We start from the raw sequence: 18,370 nt of genomic DNA, 5'->3' as shown, positions 1-18,370 counted from the left end.
AAAACCCGATACAGCCGCTGAAATCAGCAGGTCCCCTGTTCAAATCAGGGAGTGGGGACCATCCTTATCCAGCATCTCCGGCGGAGAGCCGTTTAAACTTCTGGGACGAAATTTGCACAGTACCATATTATGGGGACCATTTTTGGCCCCGTAGTTGGATGCTATAATTGCCTTATCGCCCCTCTAGCGTAAGCTCTCTCTTCCAATGTCGAATACCTCCCGTTTCCTTGATGATCTCTGATCAAAGAAGAACCGGAAAGGAGCGGAAAACTGGTCACAGTTTCCTATTCGACATTCACCGAAGTGGATCGGTAAGTATGGCCCTTCTCCTTGTCATAAAGAGGCTCATTGAACATATGACAACCTCATTGGAATACCCTTGAAATAAAGAACAAAAGGAGATTGATAGCAGAAATAGAGAAGAGCGTCGCCGTTCGATTCAACCGATATTCATAGGACAACACGGTGTGCCTTGGGGATTACACAACACGATACATACCACGGCCCCTTGAGTGAAAGAAGCACCGCGATCCATCAATCCAACACCATTCTGCGAACGGCGAGACACAACATCCGAGGCCATGGTTCCATGTCATGGAAGGCCGTAGTCTGCATATCGGCCTTGGCAGCACCTCCCTTGCAGATATGACTCCGGGTGACCGGAGGAGATGACTATCGTGGTAGATGAATCAATTATTTCGGAAGCGCAGGAGGTGCTTGGAGTCCCTAAACCGGTCTCGAAACCTCCTATGAGAATACCCATCACCAAGTTCAGGCACGGGAACATATTCGTCGGTCTGAACATGGTGGCGGACTACGACAAGAAGATGCAGGACTACAAGGTGCCTCAGCCGAGGATGACGTTCATCGTCGGGGACATGCACCCGTACCTTCCTGTGGATGCGCAGCTGTTCAAGGATCTCGGCAAATCCTTCACCGACCTCGGGAACTCCATCGAGAACATGGAATTCCCCAAGGAGGAGATGGACATAGAGGAGATAAGAGCGAAGCTCAGAGCACTGGGGTGTAAGATCGATGATTCTTGAGAAGAAGTGCTGTCTGACCTGCTCGTACTACCCATGCCCCTACAGCAAAGGGGAGCTGGATGAGCCTTGCGAGGACTATGACCCTCTGGTCTTCGACTGCGGGAACGTTGAATACCGTGATGATGTCATCATCAGGCTCTACGGTCTCGATGCTCTGAGGGAGTTCTACTCGGATGAGGAGATGGAGGATTACTTTGGATTCCTCCTCGACGACAGGGATCTGTCCATAGAGCTCGACAGGAAAGGTCTCCTGAACGAGTCCGACAGGCAGGAAACCGAAGAGGCCTTAGGCCCGATTGACTGGCCGAGCAAACACCTTAACGTGGAGGGCAACGTCACTAAGAAGGAGCTGCGAGATGGACCTCCAGGACCTTCTTGACCAGGGCTACACATCCGAGATGGATGTCGATGAGCTGGAGTTCAGGATAGCCGAGAGGAACGAGCATCCCGTCATCCAATACGTGAAGATGTTCCCCTTTGAGGAGACGTACTTCAATCCGGACGATGTCCCTTTGAACGAGATACCTGAGCTCCTCTCCTGGGTGCCTCCGGGCCACGACCTGGACCGTCCCAAGAGGCTCCACTGCGGACCTGTGAGGATCAAGGGCACCACCGGAGAGAAGGGACGCATGTTCACATCATGCGTCAACTCCAGGTACCACTACCTCAAAGGGAAGAACAACCACTGCTGGTCGTCCAAATGCCCAGTGTGCCTGAACGACACCTGCCTCAGGACAGGCACCCGCGTGGAGATGAGGTTCACCGAGTACCGTCTCCTGTGCGAGAAGCAGGGCATCGACCCGGGGAACGTGGGGCATTGGATCCTCTCGCCCCCTCAGGACGAGATCAGATGGATGATGCAGTCGCATGTGTGGTTCAACAAGTACCGCAAAAGGCTACAGCAGGACCTGGTCAAGGTAGGCTGCCTCGGCGGAAGGCTCATATTCCATCCCTGGAGGATGAAGGACTGCATGTGGGAGAACGGCCCCCATTTCCACGGGATACTGATCGGCTTCCTGGACACAGCCCGGTTCCTGAACACCCATCCCGGTTGGGTGATCAAGAAGGTCCATTCCAAGGACCAGCTGCAGTCCGTCAAGCTGACCATGGCCTATCTGGCCACCCATGAGGGGATCGGCCTCTATGAGAGGAATCCCACCAGTGAGGACTACACCTCGAAGATCCTGAACTACTACCTCCCCGGTCTGAACTCGTACGACGATCCCAACGATCCGAAGACAAAGAAGAGGATGTTCAGGTACACCGAGGAGGACCAGGCCAACGAGGTCCTCGGCAAGGGAAGGATGGTCGGAGAGATCGGAAGCTTCGACTGGCTCGGCTATGCCATGGAACCTCAGTTCTCCCAGATAAGCGACAACTACTTCGGCGTCCTGGCCAACAACATGATCAAGACCGTTGGCAAGGAGTCGTACAGGGTGACGAGGACATGCATCCACTGCGGAGGGACTCTCAACGTGTTCTCAGGGACCTGCGACCAATGCGGTGAGGCAGCGTCGCATATCTTCGAGAACAAGGTCAGGGCATTCGCCAGGGATGCCCCTGTGGTGAAACCTCTGATCCCCGATCTGAAGGAGCAGCTCCGTCTTGACGGGTCCACTTTCGGGGACATCACCCCGAAGCTGGCCCTCGTCGTATCGGACAAGGAGGTCATGGACAACATCATGTCCTCCAGGCCCCAGAACGTGGCAGAGGAATACATGCGCCAGATCGCCGCAAGGAAGGTAGCCTGACATTCTACGGCCTTCGGAGACCATCTCCGACAAACTCTTTACAAACGATTTGCAAACACCTTATGTCGCCCGACGGACGCGCGAGCGTACGGCGCGCACCCGAAGCGAACCTCAGAGAGCGGAGGGTGCGGGCGACAGGGGCCGTGGCGGCGTGGCGCGTTGGGCCGTGGACCAGCGCCCGCCGACCGGCCTGCACACTTCTGACAGCATTCCCAACAATAAGATCGGAGCCTTTCCGTATCCTGCCATATATGTACCATGCTGAAAGATGGTACATAAAAATTGAACTAATTAGTTCATTAGCAATTAGCGAAATTATCTGTTGTTGTGTTAATGGTACTTTTTTATGTGCATTTTGAAATTACTTCTCAGTTTGTCAGAGGTTGAAGTTCAATGTCGATTATCCAAAGTACAAAGAACTCTATTGGAAACGTTTTTGATGCAAGGGGTGAAAATCAATACGTAATACCCCAATATCAGAGAGAATATTCTTGGACAAAGAGGGATTGGAATGCAATATTCGACGATATTGTTTCCTCTCAGGAGCATTTCATAGGATCAATCATCACTATGGGTTATGATCAGAATAATACAAAAGGATGTAAAATCAAAAAATTCGATGTAATCGATGGCCAACAGAGGCTTGTCACAATCTCGTTACTCCTTTGTGCAATCTATTCAAAGGTTGACAACTCACGTTTAGATAGTTTTGATCCTGACTTTAAGACATATCTCGACCTCAAGACTGCCATTGTTCTTGGAAACAAACCGCTGACTCCTCGTATTGTTTTGCAGTCACAAGGAAAGAATGAACAAATCTATGGACAGCTTCTCAACGATCTAGGTTTTACAAACCCGTCAAAATATAAGAATGCCGGAAATTGTCTAATCTATAATTGTTTCAGACATTTCCAAAAGAGAATTGATGAATATCTGAGTTATCCTGACACAGATTCGGATAGTAACAGAGCTCTGCTCGATCTGTACAGCAAAATTTGTTCATTGTGTCTGATAGATGTTACCGTTTCGGATCTAAGTGCTGCTTTGGAAATATTCGGTACCCTCAACAATACCGGAGTACCTTTGACGGCTGTTGATCTCATCAAGATGACAGTCTTGAAAGAGAAGCAGGTTTCGATTGATGATGAATATGCTAGCTGGTCAGCGCTTATCGATAACATCCGTATTGAAGACGACAAGGTTACTGATAGGTTTTTCAGGCAGTATATGAACGCTTTCAAGTACGATTACAAGAAACAGTATAACTACAGTTTCGACCCAGTGGTAACATCATCCAATGTGTTCAGCAACTATGAGTGGATGTTGACTAAATCAGGTGCATTGAATACATTTTTGGAAAGTTTATACGCATCTGGAGAGGATTATGCAAAGCTCATAACTAATTCTTCCTTCGATAATGATGACCTCAATGATGCGGTATTCAATCTATGGAAGGTCGGAGGAGCACCATCCCACATTCTTATGCTCAATCTTCTGAAGAATCAAACCAAATATGGATTGTCAGACAAACAGATGTCTTGTATCGTACAATTCCTGACAAAGTTCTTCATTAGAAGAAACCTGACGGATGAGCCGCCAACTAGAGATCTGATTCGTCTCTTCATCGATTTGACGACAAAGATCGACGGCCATACTTCTCAAGAGATTATCGATACGATAAAGGGTATTTTGACTGCTTCGACATCTTCCCTGGAGAGATTTGTGCAGTACTTGTGCGGCCAGATTTATGAAAAAAATATAGAAGCAACGAGGTTTGTGTTGTCATACATTTGTTCCAAACATCTAAATGGAAATGAATACAAAGGTCCTTGGGAAAAGGTTGATGGAAAGCTGATATGGACCATAGAGCATATTTTCCCTCAAACTCCCAATGTTTCCAAAGAATGGTCAGATATGATTGCAGACGGTGATTTTGACCTGGCTAGATCATATCAGGATACCCATCTTCATTTGCTAGGCAATCTGACGTTATCTGGTAACAACAGTAATTTGGGAAGCCGTCCTTTCATTCAAAAACGTGATTATGTCATGAATGGTGCCAAGATGGGATACAACAATGGCTTATGGCTGAATGAGGATCTCATAACTGTCGATAAATGGACTATTGACTCTATTGAAAAGAGAACTGTAAAATTGGTGAAAGAAGCGGTCAATCAGTTCAAATTTGATGACGAGGCTTTCAACCTATCCGACGATGAGATTCTTAGCATCATTCATAGAATCAATGACATCGTTCCGAAAGAGAATCAGGATCAAAAAGAGTGATCGAAAAGGTTTAAGGGCCTTCTGGCCCCTATTTTTCAGACTTCCATCATGACCTGGTCAAGCCATCTCTTGGCGATCTCTTCTCCCGGACATCCTGCCATGATGTCGGCGATCTCCTTCTTCCTCTCGAGGATATCGATGCCGAAGTCGATATTGATGTTGGCGACCTCGTGCAGGAGACAGTAGTCAAGGACCTCTTTGGGGACTTCGTCCTTGAGGAGCCTCTTGTTCATGATCACGACCCTCATCAGGCATGAGCTTTGTCCAGCTTTCGAGATAGATTCATTCTTGGACCAGAACAGCTTCAGTCCGTCGATCTTCTCTATAAGCCCGGCATCTACGAGCCTATAGTAGGCATCCCAAAGCCTTCTGTCATCTGTGTTCTCCACATCGCCGATGTCCCTGCTCCTTTCGATGTACTTTCCCTGGTTCAGCTCCCTGAACTCGTCTGAGGTCAGCCATTCTTTGGTGCAGTCCGGATAATCCGTCTCGTCCTCGGCGCGGATCTTCGAGAAGATCGTCCTCGCGATCCCTTCGACCACTTCGATCGGTGCCTCCTGAAGGTAATCAGAGACAGTGAAACTCGCGTTGTTAATCGTGCGGCACCATCTTACCTTCAGGTCCCTGTATGCGGAGAATTCCGCATCTACGTTCTCAAATCCGAAATCGTTTCCGACCTTCTGGAAGGTCATGTTCAGTTCTTCCGATGTTACCATCTTCTTCAACTCCTTTTTTCTTAGGGGCTACCTGAACCCCGGAACGGAGCTGAGAGCGAGGGGATTATGCGGATGCGGCGAAGAAAAAAGAATGTTCAAGCAGGAAGAAGTGAGACGCAAGACGCAATATTGCTCCTCGCGATGAGTGCAGGGGAGAAGGTGCCCCGGAAAAGATCGTTCAGTTCACAATGCTATTATGGTGCGCCGTTCACTACCACTTATGGCCTGATACCTTTGAAATGCCCAAGTTGTGGCGGGGATATACAGATCGATGACACCAAGGAGTTCGCATTCTGTATGTTCTGCGGTACCAAGATGGTCATTCAGGAGCAGTTGAGCAAGCGTGTCGTCATTGATGATTCTGCCAAGATCAACGGACTATTGAATAACGCTAGGCACTTCTACGACCAGAAGGCATACGCGGATGCCCGTCTCTTCGTTATTTTGGTCAGCTTAGCAAAATATATATCCAGTTCTGAGTAATAACAAAAATTTCTTTCATTACAACAATAACAATGTAATGTTATTATATTGTATTTCAACGTATTCTTTTTGCAGGACATCCCAAGTACAGTATCCCGGATGTCTTGCACTTTTACCATGATTTGATAAATAAGTTTCACTTTAATTGGTCTGTGAAGATTGAGAACATAGTCTGTTCGGGAGCATTGAACTGTCGCATCGATCTAAAGAAGTTGTCAGATGAATGCAAATATTTCGTATACGGGCGTAACAGATATCCAGGAGGTTATCTGAAGTTCGATGATCATTCCATTACTGTTTACTCGACTGGAAAGTACATTATGCCCGGGATGCGGTCGATGGACGATGCAAGACAATCTTTTGAAAAGATGAGGGAAATTCTCGGTGAACATATTGATGTCTCTAAAGCGGAGTATCCTGAGATCAGGAATATCGTGGCTTCATCAAATTACAGTTTTGGTATAGATCTTGCTAAATTCTATATCTGGTTGTTGTCTTCTGGTTATGATGTGGTCTATGAACCAGAATCTTTTCCTGGCCTTATCCTCAAGACTGAAAGTGCTACATTCAACATTTTCCAGTCAGGAAAGTTCTTGATACTCGGTTGTGTCGATGTGGAATCTATCAAATCTTCTGAAAGCCTTTTGATAAAAATGTTGGACGAATCGTTTAGATATTAAATACACTTTAAACAATACCATGTTTGGACCCTATGGGTCGGGATACTGTTCAATCGCAATTCACTATAGCCTTAGCTGTAGCATTGTCCAAACTCATTAGTCCGATTCAATGAAGGTGTCCAGATGACCATAAGACGTAAATTCAAGCGTTGTAGGGTAAGAAGTCTGGCCATCGGGCTTTATGATGAATTCACTGAATACTTGCGGGGTGCGTTATGATCATTGATGATAGCTACAAGCTGACCGAAGAGGACGTCAAGAACAGATACATCACTCCAGCTATTGATAGAGCAGGCTGGAAAAAAGAACAGTGTCGCATGGAGTTCTATTTTACAGATGGTCAGATAATCATCGATGATTTGGGTCCTGCGCGTTCAAAAGAGCGTGGAAAGATAGACTACCTTCTCAATTCCAAGGGAGGGCTTCCTTTGGCAGTAGTGGAAGCTAAGGAGGAATCGCTTGAACCATCCTATGGCCTCCAGCAAGCCAAGATTATTGTAAAGCAGTCGATGCACCCTTCGCTTACAGCAGCAACGGTCATGAGTTTGTCGAATATGATTTCATCACTGGAATTGAGAGAGTAATTCCAATGGATCAATTCCCTTCGGAAGAAGATCTTTGGGATAGGTACGTCGGCGAGATGAATATCAGCGATTCCTCAATCTCTCAGGTACCTTTTTATTATGATTTAGGGGGAAAGCATCCAAGATACTATCAATTCGTTGCGGTCAACAAAGCTGTAAAGGCGATTGAGAATGGGCAGAAGCGCGTCCTCATACTCATGGCGACTGGAACTGGAAAGACTTTCGTGGCATCACAGTTGATTTATAAACTTTTGAAATCCGGTCGTGCTAAGAAGATTCTTTATGTGGTCGACAGGAACCATCTGGTTGATCAATCTATGGCCAACGATTTCAAACGTTTTCGCAATGAGATGACCAAGGTCCAAAATAAAGAACTAAATCCGGCTTTTGTCGTTCATTTCGCTTTATATCAGCAGCTTGTCGGTCAAGACGGTAAACCCGATCCATTCTTGCAGTTGGATCCCAACTATTTCGATTTTGTTTTCATCGATGAGTGTCATCGCGGCAGTTCCAAGGAAAATTCTGAATGGCATAAGGTCCTGGATTATTTCCAAAATGCAGTACACGTAGGAATGACCGCCACACCCATCAATACCGACGAGGCCTCTACCGTCCATTACTTCGGTGAACCTGTTTACGCCTATTCATACAAACAAGGGGTTTCCGATGGATTCTTGGCCCCATTCATGCTCAAAGACATCAAGACCAGCATCGATTCGGAATGGTATCCTGAACCCGGCACGGTGGATGAGCAGGGCAATCCAGTCGGTGGTCCGCTCAGTGTGAAGGATTATGACAGGAAAGTATCGATCGAGAATCGTATCAAGATCGTTGCGAAGTACCTTGTCAAATATATGATGGAAACCGATCCCTATGCAAAGACCATCGTTTTCTGTGTAGACATTCCTCATGCTGAACGCATGCGTCAGGCCATTGCGGAACTGGTACCTGAATACATGAAGGAGAATCCAGAGTACGTTGTGAGGATAACCGGAGGTACTGGGGATAATGAAAAGGTGATGGAAGGTCTTCTGGATAGGTTCACAGATAAATCCAGCAGATATCCTGTCATCGCAACCACCTCTCAGCTTCTTACTACAGGTATCGATACGGTCACTGTCAAGAACATTGTTATCGACAAGAATATCGGTTCCTCAACGGAGTTCAAACAGATTATTGGCCGCGGATCCAGGCTCAGCTTGGACCATGGAAAGTACTATTTCACTATAATCGACGCAAGAGGTGCATCGAAGCAATTCGAGGATCCAGACTGGGACGGATTCAAAATAGAGGAACCTAAGATTCCTAAGCCCCGGGATGGAAAGAAAGATGAAAGGGACCCTCCCAGGGGACAGCAGAAGGCATTTGTCAAAGGCCAGGTATCTGTTGAGATAGAGACTGAGATCACTCGCATCTACGGAGTCGATGGTCTCACGACAACCAATGTCGTAGACTACTCCAAGAAGAAATTGACAGGCATGTGTCCGACTTTGGAGGATTTCCTCAATAAGTGGAATTCAGAAGACCGTAAGAAGGCAATCATCAAGGAATTCGAGGAGCATGGCGTCCTGGTGGAAGAGCTTAGGGAGCGTTTGAACCGTCCGGATTTGGATGACTTTGATATGCTGCGTTACCTCGCCTATGATATAGAACCTTTGACCAAGACCGAGCGCGTAGAAGGAATAAGGAATGACCCGTATTTCCAGCAGTTCTCTGGTACGGCCAAGGAGATCATAGATACTATCCTGGACAAATACGGCAGCACCCCCAATCAGGACATCTCCGAACCCGAATTGCTCAAATTATCCGAATTCAACAAGTTCGGAGGCGTCTCTGCGATCGCCCGTCAATTCGGTGGCAGGGACGGTTATTTCGATACAATCAAACACATACAGCAGCTGCTGTATTCAGTGGAGGCTCAGTGAATGGAAATCAAATCGATGATCAAGACCATAAGGGACAAGATGAGGATGGATGCAGGTCTGTCAGGCGATGCGCAGCGCTTAGAGGAGTTGACATGGATCCTTTTCCTCAAAGTGTACGATTCCAAAGAGGACGATTGGGAGTTCTACGATCCCCATTACCAGTCAATCATACCGGAGCAGTACAGATGGAAGAACTGGGCACATGACAACAAGGATGGAAAGGCACTAACCAGCAAGGATCTTTTGGATTTCATAGATAATGGTCTTTTCCCCACTCTTTCCAATCTTGTCATCAATGAAGACACCCCCATCAGGCAAGCTGTTGTTAAGGCTGTATTCAGTGATATTCATAATTACATGAAGGATGGGGTGATCCTTAGAGAAGTCGTGAACATAATCGACCAGATCAACTTCGAAAGCTATCAGGACCGTCACGCATTCAATGAGATTTACGAGACCATGCTCAGAGAAATACAGAATATGGGTGACAATGGGCAGTTCTATACCCCAAGGGCTGTCACTGACTTCATGGTGGCGATGATCGATCCTAAAATCGGTGAGACTGTAGCCGATTTTGCCTGCGGCACAGGAGGTTTCCTCACATCAACCATCAAACATCTGGAAAAGTCAGTGAACTCAACAGATCAGCGTCAGCTTATCAACGAATCGCTCTTCGGAATTGAGAAAGTCGGCCTTCCATATCTGCTCTGTATCACAAACATGATCCTCCACGATCTGGACAATCCTAGGATTTATCATGACAATTCTCTGGAGAAGAATGTCAGGGATTACAAGGAAGAGGATAAGTTCGATGTCATCATCATGAATCCTCCGTACGGTGGTACTGAGAAGGAAACTGTCAAGAGTAATTTCCCTCCAGAACTCAGGAGCAGCGAGACCGCCGATCTGTTCATTGATGTCATCATGTACAGGCTCAAGAAGAACGGTCGCGCGGCAGTGATTCTTCCAGACGGTTTCCTGTTCGGATCTGATGTAAAGACAAATATCAAGAAGAAATTGATGACAGAATTCAATCTCCACACGATCGTGCGTATGACCAACGATGTGTTCGCTCCATACACCACCATCAGGACAAACATCCTGTTCTTCGATAACAACGGTCCCACTAAGGAGACATGGGTCTACCGCATGGATATGCCGGAAGGTTACAAGCATTTTTCCAAGACTAAACCGATAAAGTTGGAGCACTTCAAACCGGTGGTCGATTGGTGGAACGATCGCAAGGAGATACTCGTCGACGACAATCCCAAAGCCAAACTCTTCTCTTTCAAGGAGATAGAGGAAGGTGGGTTTAATCTCGACCTATGCGGTTTCCCTCAGGAGGTCACGGAGATACTTCCTCCGGATGAGGTCATCAGGAATTACCGCGAACAGAGGGCGGAGCTGACGGCTAAGATCGATTCCATACTTGATGAGATCGAATCCATTCTGGATGGTGCAAAGGATGCGTAAGGTCAACCCGGAAGATCTGAGGGCATCGATCCTTCAGGCAGCCATACAGGGCAAACTGGTCCCTCAGGATCCTAACGATGAACCTGCTTCCGTCCTATTAGATAGGATAAGGGAGGAGAAACACCGTCTGATCAAGGAAGGGAAGATCAAGAAACCCAAGCATGAATCGTTCATCTTCCGCCGTGATAATCATTATTATGAGAATATCGATGGAAAAGAAGTCTGCATCGATGATGAAATTCCATTTGAAATCCCACAATCGTGGAGTTGGACCAGATTAGGTTCATTGGTAACTAAATTAGGTTCGGGAGCAACGCCTAGAGGAGGAAAACAAGTCTATAAAGAGTCTGGTATCTCGTTTATTCGTTCACAGAATGTCTATAATGATGGACTAAGACTGGATTCAGTAGCATTCATAGATGAAGAAACAAATAATCTCCATAAGGGTTCAATCGTTAGACCAAGGGATCTTCTTTTAAACATAACCGGGGGATCCATTGGCAGGTGTGCATTGGTACCTGATGTTTTTGACATGGCCAATGTCAATCAGCATGTTATGATTATCAGGCTCATTGATCATGATATCAGACAATATGTGCATCTTGTAATCTGTAGTCCGTTTTTTTTCTCTAAAGTAATGGATTTACAGGTTGGTGCTACTAAAGAAGGTCTTAGTGCCGACTCAGCTTCAAAAATGTTGCTGCCTCTAGCTCCTTTATCTGAACAATATCGTATTGTTAGAACTGTTTCAAATCATTTCAAGCTCCTTGATGAACTATCAAGTCTGTATGAGAAAGCTGTTTGTATAGATACAAGACTCAAAAATGACTTAGAATCGGCAATTATTCAGTATGCAATACAAGGAAAACTGGTATCTCAGAATCCAGACGAAACGCCTGTTCATATTAACTGTAAGTATCCAATAATCAGACGTGATAATTCCTATTATGAAATCAAAGATGGTGAAGAAGACTGTATCGATGAGATTATTCCATTTAATATACCATCAAGTTGGATTTGGCTTCGTTTGTCTGATGCTTGCACATATATAAAACGTGGTAAGTCACCTAAATATTCAGAGAAAAATGAGTATCCAGTAATTGCCCAGAAATGCAACCAATGGTCCGGACTTGACATGTCCAGATGTTTATTCATCAACCCGAATACAATCGATAGCTACTCCGAGGATAGATTTGTTTGTGAGAACGACATCCTTGTCAATTCTACGGGGTTGGGAACTCTTGGTCGCGTCGGTATTGTCCATTCAACCGATTTAAAATTACCAACAGTGGTTGATAGTCATGTTACCATCATCAGATGTGAATCTTTCATAATGCCTAGATTCTTATATTGGTATTTGAGAGGGCCTTACATTCAAAGTATAATTGAAGATATTTCAACGGGTTCTACTAAACAAAAGGAGTTAACAACATCGGTTATCGGAAATATGATCGTACCTGTCCCGCCCAAACAAGAACAAGCTCGCATATTGGAAAAGATTGACATCCTATTAGAAATAGTCAATAATCTTGATGACATTTGAATCCCATTTAAAATCGCTAGGAAAATCAGATAACACAATAGTCGCATATCTGCATACAATTAAACTTTTTAATGAATCATTTTCTGAAATTAATGAGAACAGCATCGCTGCATTCAAGACTTTTTTAATTGACAATTATCATCCAAGAACAGTCAATTTGCGTATTTCTGCAATGAATGCTTATCTGAAATACAGCGGACAACCTATCAGGATGTCTTCTATCAGATATCAACAACAAACATATCTTGATAACGTTATCAGCTTAGCCGACTATGAATGCCTGAAAAACGGACTTTTATCAGATGAGAATCTTCTTTGGTATTATATCGTTAGATTCTTAGGTTCTACAGGATCCAGAATCAACGAACTTCTACAATTCAAGGTGGAACACATCAGAATTGGATATGTGGACATCTATTCCAAGGGTGGCAAGATTAGAAGAATTTACATCCCGCTTTTGCTTCAGATAGATGCCATGAGATGGTTGGATTCTATAGGAAAGTATACTGGACCTCTTTTTGTTAATTCGAAAGGCAACATTTTGAGTGCCAAAGGCATATCATCGCAACTGAAGAAGTTAGCTGTCAGATATGGAATTGATCCTTCTGTTGTATATCCTCATTCTTTTCGTCATATGTTCGCAAAAACATTCATGCAACGCTACAACGATATTGCATTATTGGCAGATCTTCTCGGTCATGAAAGTATAGAGACCACACGCATCTATCTTCGCATGAGTTCTAATGAGCAACGTGAGATAGTTAATCAGACAGTTGATTGGTAAGTGAAAGAAGTATGTTTACTCTCTCTACGATTCTATCCTGCTCTTCTATTGGGGGTATTGGCAATACGTAACCTCTAATTTTCGTGACACTTGTGCGGACTCTAGTGATGCCATGGACATCTGCAGCTATCTGATCTCTGAACATTTGACTGTTCATTGCTAGAAGTAGATACTGTTTGTTCAATTCTGGATTTGGAATAAACTTAATAGTATCGGACGACAGAATATAGTCGTTTTCTGTTGAGGGTATAATTGATGTGCGCCCAGCGGGCATCATCTTAGCTATAACCAAATCGCCAGGCTTAGCCAGACATCTTTCTAATTCTTTTGCATGTTCAAATGTAGTGTATTTACAATTCTCATTCTTCCAATACCCATCGCCTAAGTTACTCAACTGGATAATGCGAACTTCTTTTTTGTCTGTGTAATGTTCTTTCTTTAGATCGCTGCCAAAGGGGCCATCCACAATGGAATATTCCTCTTTCACATCAACTAAATCTGATAATTTGATCCATTTCCAAGATAGTGGTATTAAAAAAGGAATGTTCGAACATTGTATCTCAATGTCATTTTTTAGTTCATAATAGGAATTATCACGTCTGATGATTGGATTCTTGCATTGGATTTTGACTGATTCTTCATCAGTTTTTTGAGAAACGAGTTTACCTTGAATTGCGTACTGTACAATAGCATCGGTGATTGATTTCTCAATGTTAGAATCTAAACTGACAATTGAATCGAAAAGAATTGAATAATCAAATATTAGAGAACTGATCTTGTTATAGCACTCACATATTCTTTTCTGCTCCTGTTCTGGCGGAATAGGACAGAGCAAACTATTGGCTTTGATGAGAGTAAGCTGGGAAACCGTTGTTGCTTCTGACCCGTCTTTAATTTGACTTTGCAAATAAGGCGAGGCAATTGAAATCTGGAAATAATTAGAAAACAAATTTGCATAGTTCTCAAAGCATAATATGTAGGCATCTTTGTAATAAAACGGTCTGTCATCCGTCACGATATACGTTTTACCAATAGTGCCTACTGCTGAGATCAAAATATCGCCAATGGAGGGAACTCCACCCTTGTCTTTCAGTTCTTGATAAAATGAAGGACTCAAAAAGACTTCAGGGCTTGTTTTACCTGTATTTGATAACTGGACCAACTCCCTGCCACGATAGAATGGAATTCCTTCTGATTTCCAATCGGATTGATGAATGCGCATTGCTGACCGCATATTGAAAATATTGCCTAATCTCACCCATCTCCATGATTGGGGAATCTCGAATGGAATTTCATCATCAATGCAGACTTCTTTTCCATCGATGTTCTCATAATAATGATTATGACGTAAAATGAGGGTCATTATGACCCTCTGTTTGTCAGTATTCTTCAGGGCGAAGAATAGTTGTTACGGATCTATCTGATTCCGTGATTACATATATCTTCCCGACGTCGGTCTCGTAGCTGCTGAACAGGCTGTCAGCCCAGTCGCCGTTTCTCTCGGCTTCCAGCGACTCGTCGTTCATCGCCTTGTCATCCTCGCAGAGGTCTCCCCAGTCGCCCTTGCAGTGCCTTTCAAGGCAGCTCTGTACGACCTCCTGGGCGAGCTCGTCCGCGCATATCATGTCCCTGATCCCGCAGGTCATGACCACCGTCCCGGTCTCGAACAGGCTCATGCTATCACCTCATTCACGGATCTGATGGATCTCTCCTTACCATCCTCATCATTCACCAGGATGGATTCCGAACCGTCCCTCCAGACGAATCTCGGTACAACCATCTCCTGTCCGTCGATGTCGATAACCGCATTCATGTACTGCTTATCCACGATCCTAACGATGAATCTCGAATCCTTCTGATTGGAGGAATAGTACTTCCCGATCTCGAAAGGCCTCGCAGCTAATCCGCTCTCTTCCCTCTTGGAGATCTCGTAGCTGTAATTCCAGCTGATTTGGGAGATAACCTTCCCATGATGGATGAGCCCTTCGATCATCTCCTTGCCGAGCTTCTGGGCCTCTGGCTGACTCTCGTCCACCGCCTCCAGGAAGGCCATCAGAGGATAATCCTTCTGTTCCGGATGCTCGTTGAACTTCCTTCCGACAATCTTCCAATCCTTGATGAAGTAGGTGCCGTTGTCACCATTGTTCACGTCCAGATTGTCGATGTCGTCTATCCCGACGGAGCATCCATCTGCTCCCATGAAGTTCCCGATGACCTGGCAGAGCCTGGCCCATCCGTAGTCGTCCCTCTCAGGAGGCCTGAAGGACCTCAGTCTGCAGTACTCCAGGAATCCCTCCACGGAGTCGTATCCTCCGTTCCAATGAAGGTATATCCCGATCCCTTTCATCTTGTTGAAGTTCTCCTCGGTCGTGATGACAGCTCTGTTGCCCATTCACATCACCCCGTTCATCTTGGCCTCTGCGAGCCACATCCTGAATTCCTGATAGTCCTCCCTGGCCATCAGTACGTCCAGAACCTCCTTCTTCGGTGCGAACATTCCCTTCATCGGATCCTCAGGGCACATTATAACGGGCTTCCGGTTGGAGTGCTTCAGTCTGACGACGACTTCCTGTATGGGCATCCTGTCCTTCTTGGTGCATCTGCTGATCACCAGACGGTATCCTGTCCTGCGCTGCTGCTCCACGGTCAGATGCTCCGAGTTCAGTACAGCGATCTGCCAATCCTCCATCAGAAGCACCTCCCGAATGTTCCCTCGACGTAGTTGCCGTCCTCATCCAGCGGATATACATAGGGGTCGTCCTCGACCATGAATCCGTGGCATCCGTTCCCGCATTCCCTGATCCATGCGGCGAGTATGCCGATCCCTGCATAGTCCTCCTCATCCAGCATCTTCTGGAGATCGTTCCTGTCCCATCCGTAGCGGAGGATCTCGTAAAGATCGTCCACATTCAGTCTCTCGATGACTATCTCACCGACGAGAATCTTGTAATCGGTTTCCAAATCGTTTCTTAAGGAGTTTATCTTGTTTTCCAGTTCCATTTTACAGAACATTTCAACTCATTCCTGGGTGTTCGAAACCCGGAATGATTGTTCGAAGCGCAGCAATACGTTACTTTACATTGAATAAATGGAAAGGACGATATGTCTGCGCGAGTGAATGAAGGGTGGAGAACACACCAGGGATGAGTATCCTATATGGTCCCTACTTTTCCTGATAATCGTTATATCGTCAGGTACACATCCGACAGTCGATGGGAATGGACATCGAGAATATCGACACCGAATGGAAGGAGTCCTGGTCTGACAAGTATCTCAAGACCATCGCCGCCTTCCATAACACTCATACCGGCCGCTTGGTCATAGGCAGGAGGGATGACGGCGAATACATAGGCGTCCAAGACATCAAAGGCACCACCAAGTCGATCTCCGATTCCATTCGTAACAAGCTGCATATCGTATCCGAAACACGTGCCGAGGTCATCGAGGGCAAGGAATGCATCATAATCGATGTCCCTAAAGGCGATAAGCTGGTGGATTACGACGGCAGATTCTATATGCGTGTCGGCAACACCACCCAGCAGATCGAGGGCGATGAGCTCAAGACCATCCTTCTGAAAGAGAACGGCCTCGAATGGCTCGACCAGTCCACCAAACTATCCCTTGATGACATATCTCCTGAGGCGGTATCGTTCTTCATCTCCAGGGGAAAGAGGTCCGAACGCATACCGGACGAGGTCGACGATAGCGATATAGAATCGGTTCTCAAGAGGTACGGCCTCATCAGGGATGGCGAGATCACCCTGTCCGGTGCGTTCCTATTCGGCAAGAACCCTCATGATCTGGACAGAGGAGCCTTCCTGAAGATAGGCCAGTTCGGTCCGAATCGTGAATTCTACAGGGACAAGATCATCTACATGCCGTTCATCCTCATCCCGGACAAGGTCCAGGAACTCCTCGATGAATCGTTCGCCCCTCCGAAGCAGGGTTTCGAGGACGGCAGCTTCGCCGCTGTCGCCATGTACGACTACCCCAAGGATGCTGTCAGGGAGCTGATCGTCAACGCCCTGGTGCACAAGGACTACCACTACCATGAGCCTGTCACCGTATCCGTATATCCTGACAGGTTGGAGGTGTTCAACTTCGGCAAACTTCCTGAGGGCGTCACCGAATCCAACCTCAAAGGGAAGCATCCCTCCATCAGGCGCAACACCAGTCTCTCGGAGGTGTTCTTCGCGGCAGGCTACGTCGAGAACTGGGCCATGGGAATCCAGCGCATCATGGATGCGTGCAAGGCCAACGGGAATCCCGAGCCGATGTTCGAAGAGGCGTTCGGCGGTGTGACGGCCACACTCAGGATCAGATCCGATAAGAAGAAGCCTGCAGAACCCATCTCTTCCGATAATGGTCTTGACGAGAAGGACAGGGCCATAATCCAATGCATCTTGCAGAACAGCTCTTCCAGTAAGCAGGAGATATCAGATATCACTTCGATACCTCTCAGCACCGTAAAATATCGTGTATCGAAATTAACGGCAGCGGGATTTGTTAGAAGGGAAGGAAGCAACAAAAAAGGATTCTGGGTAGTCGATAAGGATAAGCTCTGAACTGGGTTTATCGGTTAATTTATCGGCTAACTTATCGGTCCATTTTTAACCGATAAATTCGTCATGACCACATACCTGGCTTCTTAGAAGTGTAAATGAAGGTGCATGCAGACCGCATGCACCAAAGGGTTTCATTCCTCGGACTTGCCGCCCTTCTTGCTCCTGATGAGCTCAGCCCTCATCTCCTGATCGCGCTGATACTCCTCGCGGAGCTTCCTCTCCAGTTCCTCCGGTGAGAGGTCGGCGTCGTCAATGAACTGTTCTGTGGCTTCCTTCTCATAGTTGCGAAGGTTGTTCTCGATCTCCTCGCCTTCGAAATCGAGACCCTGGTATGACTTGGTGTCCTTGTACATGATCGCCATCCCGTCTCCGACATACCATACGACGGAGTCGATCCCCTTCTCCAGATTCATCATCTTCGCAAGCTCTGACGGAACGGTCACCCTTCCGTAATCATCGAATTTCACTGATTTTCCAATCTTCACGTGCATATTGTCACTATTGACATTAATTGTCAAAAAATTATTTATACAA

Annotated in this window: 19 protein-coding genes; 12 read left to right on the top strand and 7 right to left on the bottom strand. The window is 46.1% G+C overall.

The features are described 5' to 3' along the window. Window positions 1-677: 677 nt before the first annotated feature. From E7Z62_05320 to E7Z62_05305, 4 genes are all read left to right on the top strand, one after another. A complete protein-coding gene (locus E7Z62_05320) occupies window positions 678-1,046 on the top strand; it encodes a hypothetical protein (GenBank protein ID MBE6522531.1) in 369 nt (122 codons plus the stop codon). Next, window positions 1,036-1,425 (top strand): hypothetical protein, encoded by a 390-nt coding sequence (locus E7Z62_05315; protein ID MBE6522530.1) that lies wholly within the window; start codon window positions 1,036-1,038, stop codon window positions 1,423-1,425. Before E7Z62_05320 ends, E7Z62_05315 begins: the two co-directional genes overlap by 11 nt. Next, window positions 1,403-2,797, top strand: a complete 1,395-nt coding sequence (locus E7Z62_05310; protein ID MBE6522529.1) for a hypothetical protein — start codon at window positions 1,403-1,405, stop codon at window positions 2,795-2,797. The genes E7Z62_05315 and E7Z62_05310 overlap by 23 nt, the downstream gene beginning before the upstream one ends. Before the next feature lie 393 nt (window positions 2,798-3,190). Beyond that, window positions 3,191-5,083 (top strand): DUF262 domain-containing protein, encoded by a 1,893-nt coding sequence (locus E7Z62_05305; protein ID MBE6522528.1) that lies wholly within the window; start codon window positions 3,191-3,193, stop codon window positions 5,081-5,083. A 35-nt stretch (window positions 5,084-5,118) separates the two neighbouring features. Here the strand turns inward: E7Z62_05305 and E7Z62_05300 are convergent, their stop codons facing one another. After that, window positions 5,119-5,799, bottom strand: coding sequence for a hypothetical protein (locus E7Z62_05300; GenBank protein MBE6522527.1), 681 nt, complete (start codon window positions 5,797-5,799; stop codon window positions 5,119-5,121). Between the two features lie 159 nt (window positions 5,800-5,958). Between E7Z62_05300 and E7Z62_05295 the strand changes: the two genes are divergently transcribed. The 7 genes from E7Z62_05295 (at window position 5,959) to E7Z62_05265 (ending at window position 13,271) form a co-directional block, all read left to right on the top strand. After that, on the top strand, window positions 5,959-6,282 hold the full coding sequence (locus E7Z62_05295; GenBank protein ID MBE6522526.1) for a hypothetical protein: 324 nt from the start codon (window positions 5,959-5,961) through the stop codon (window positions 6,280-6,282). Window positions 6,283-6,434: 152 nt separating this feature from the next. After that, a complete protein-coding gene (locus E7Z62_05290) occupies window positions 6,435-6,962 on the top strand; it encodes a hypothetical protein (protein ID MBE6522525.1) in 528 nt (175 codons plus the stop codon). A gap of 215 nt (window positions 6,963-7,177) precedes the next feature. Further along, window positions 7,178-7,546, top strand: coding sequence for a hypothetical protein (locus E7Z62_05285; GenBank protein ID MBE6522524.1), 369 nt, complete (start codon window positions 7,178-7,180; stop codon window positions 7,544-7,546). 5 nt (window positions 7,547-7,551) lie between these two features. Then, on the top strand, window positions 7,552-9,471 hold the full coding sequence (locus tag E7Z62_05280) for a DEAD/DEAH box helicase (protein ID MBE6522523.1): 1,920 nt from the start codon (window positions 7,552-7,554) through the stop codon (window positions 9,469-9,471). Continuing rightward, complete coding sequence (locus tag E7Z62_05275; GenBank protein MBE6522522.1) at window positions 9,472-10,944, top strand: SAM-dependent DNA methyltransferase; 1,473 nt, start codon at window positions 9,472-9,474, stop codon at window positions 10,942-10,944. Next, on the top strand, window positions 10,904-12,487 hold the full coding sequence (locus E7Z62_05270; GenBank protein MBE6522521.1) for a restriction endonuclease subunit S: 1,584 nt from the start codon (window positions 10,904-10,906) through the stop codon (window positions 12,485-12,487). Before E7Z62_05275 ends, E7Z62_05270 begins: the two co-directional genes overlap by 41 nt. Beyond that, window positions 12,468-13,271, top strand: coding sequence for an integrase (locus E7Z62_05265; GenBank protein ID MBE6522520.1), 804 nt, complete (start codon window positions 12,468-12,470; stop codon window positions 13,269-13,271). Before E7Z62_05270 ends, E7Z62_05265 begins: the two co-directional genes overlap by 20 nt. Here E7Z62_05265 and E7Z62_05260 read toward each other — a convergent pair. From E7Z62_05260 to E7Z62_05240, 5 genes are read right to left on the bottom strand one after another with little or no spacing between them, the layout of a single operon-like run. After that, window positions 13,249-14,634 (bottom strand): hypothetical protein, encoded by a 1,386-nt coding sequence (locus tag E7Z62_05260; GenBank protein MBE6522519.1) that lies wholly within the window; start codon window positions 14,632-14,634, stop codon window positions 13,249-13,251. The genes E7Z62_05265 and E7Z62_05260 overlap by 23 nt on opposite strands. Before the next feature lie 16 nt (window positions 14,635-14,650). Next, window positions 14,651-14,947, bottom strand: coding sequence for a hypothetical protein (locus E7Z62_05255; GenBank protein ID MBE6522518.1), 297 nt, complete (start codon window positions 14,945-14,947; stop codon window positions 14,651-14,653). Beyond that, the gene (locus E7Z62_05250; protein ID MBE6522517.1) at window positions 14,944-15,663 is read right to left on the bottom strand and encodes a hypothetical protein; all 720 of its coding nucleotides are present in this window, start codon (window positions 15,661-15,663) and stop codon (window positions 14,944-14,946) included. The genes E7Z62_05255 and E7Z62_05250 overlap by 4 nt, the downstream gene beginning before the upstream one ends. Next, complete coding sequence (locus E7Z62_05245) at window positions 15,664-15,960, bottom strand: hypothetical protein (GenBank protein MBE6522516.1); 297 nt, start codon at window positions 15,958-15,960, stop codon at window positions 15,664-15,666. After that, entirely contained in the window at window positions 15,960-16,283 is a 324-nt protein-coding gene (locus tag E7Z62_05240; protein MBE6522515.1) for a hypothetical protein, read from the bottom strand. The genes E7Z62_05245 and E7Z62_05240 overlap by 1 nt, the downstream gene beginning before the upstream one ends. Before the next feature lie 200 nt (window positions 16,284-16,483). Here E7Z62_05240 and E7Z62_05235 point away from each other — a divergent pair, with 200 nt between their 5' ends. Further along, complete coding sequence (locus E7Z62_05235; protein ID MBE6522514.1) at window positions 16,484-17,836, top strand: winged helix-turn-helix transcriptional regulator; 1,353 nt, start codon at window positions 16,484-16,486, stop codon at window positions 17,834-17,836. A 131-nt stretch (window positions 17,837-17,967) separates the two neighbouring features. On the opposite strand, the gene E7Z62_05230 is transcribed toward E7Z62_05235, so the two are convergent. Continuing rightward, entirely contained in the window at window positions 17,968-18,327 is a 360-nt protein-coding gene (locus E7Z62_05230; protein MBE6522513.1) for a hypothetical protein, read from the bottom strand. Window positions 18,328-18,370: the final 43 nt, after the last annotated feature.

The sequence above is a fragment of the Thermoplasmata archaeon genome (genome assembly GCA_015063285.1).
In the GTDB taxonomy this organism is placed as follows: domain Archaea; phylum Thermoplasmatota; class Thermoplasmata; order Methanomassiliicoccales; family Methanomethylophilaceae; genus Methanoprimaticola.
This window is presented reverse-complemented; position numbering and strand designations above follow the sequence as displayed.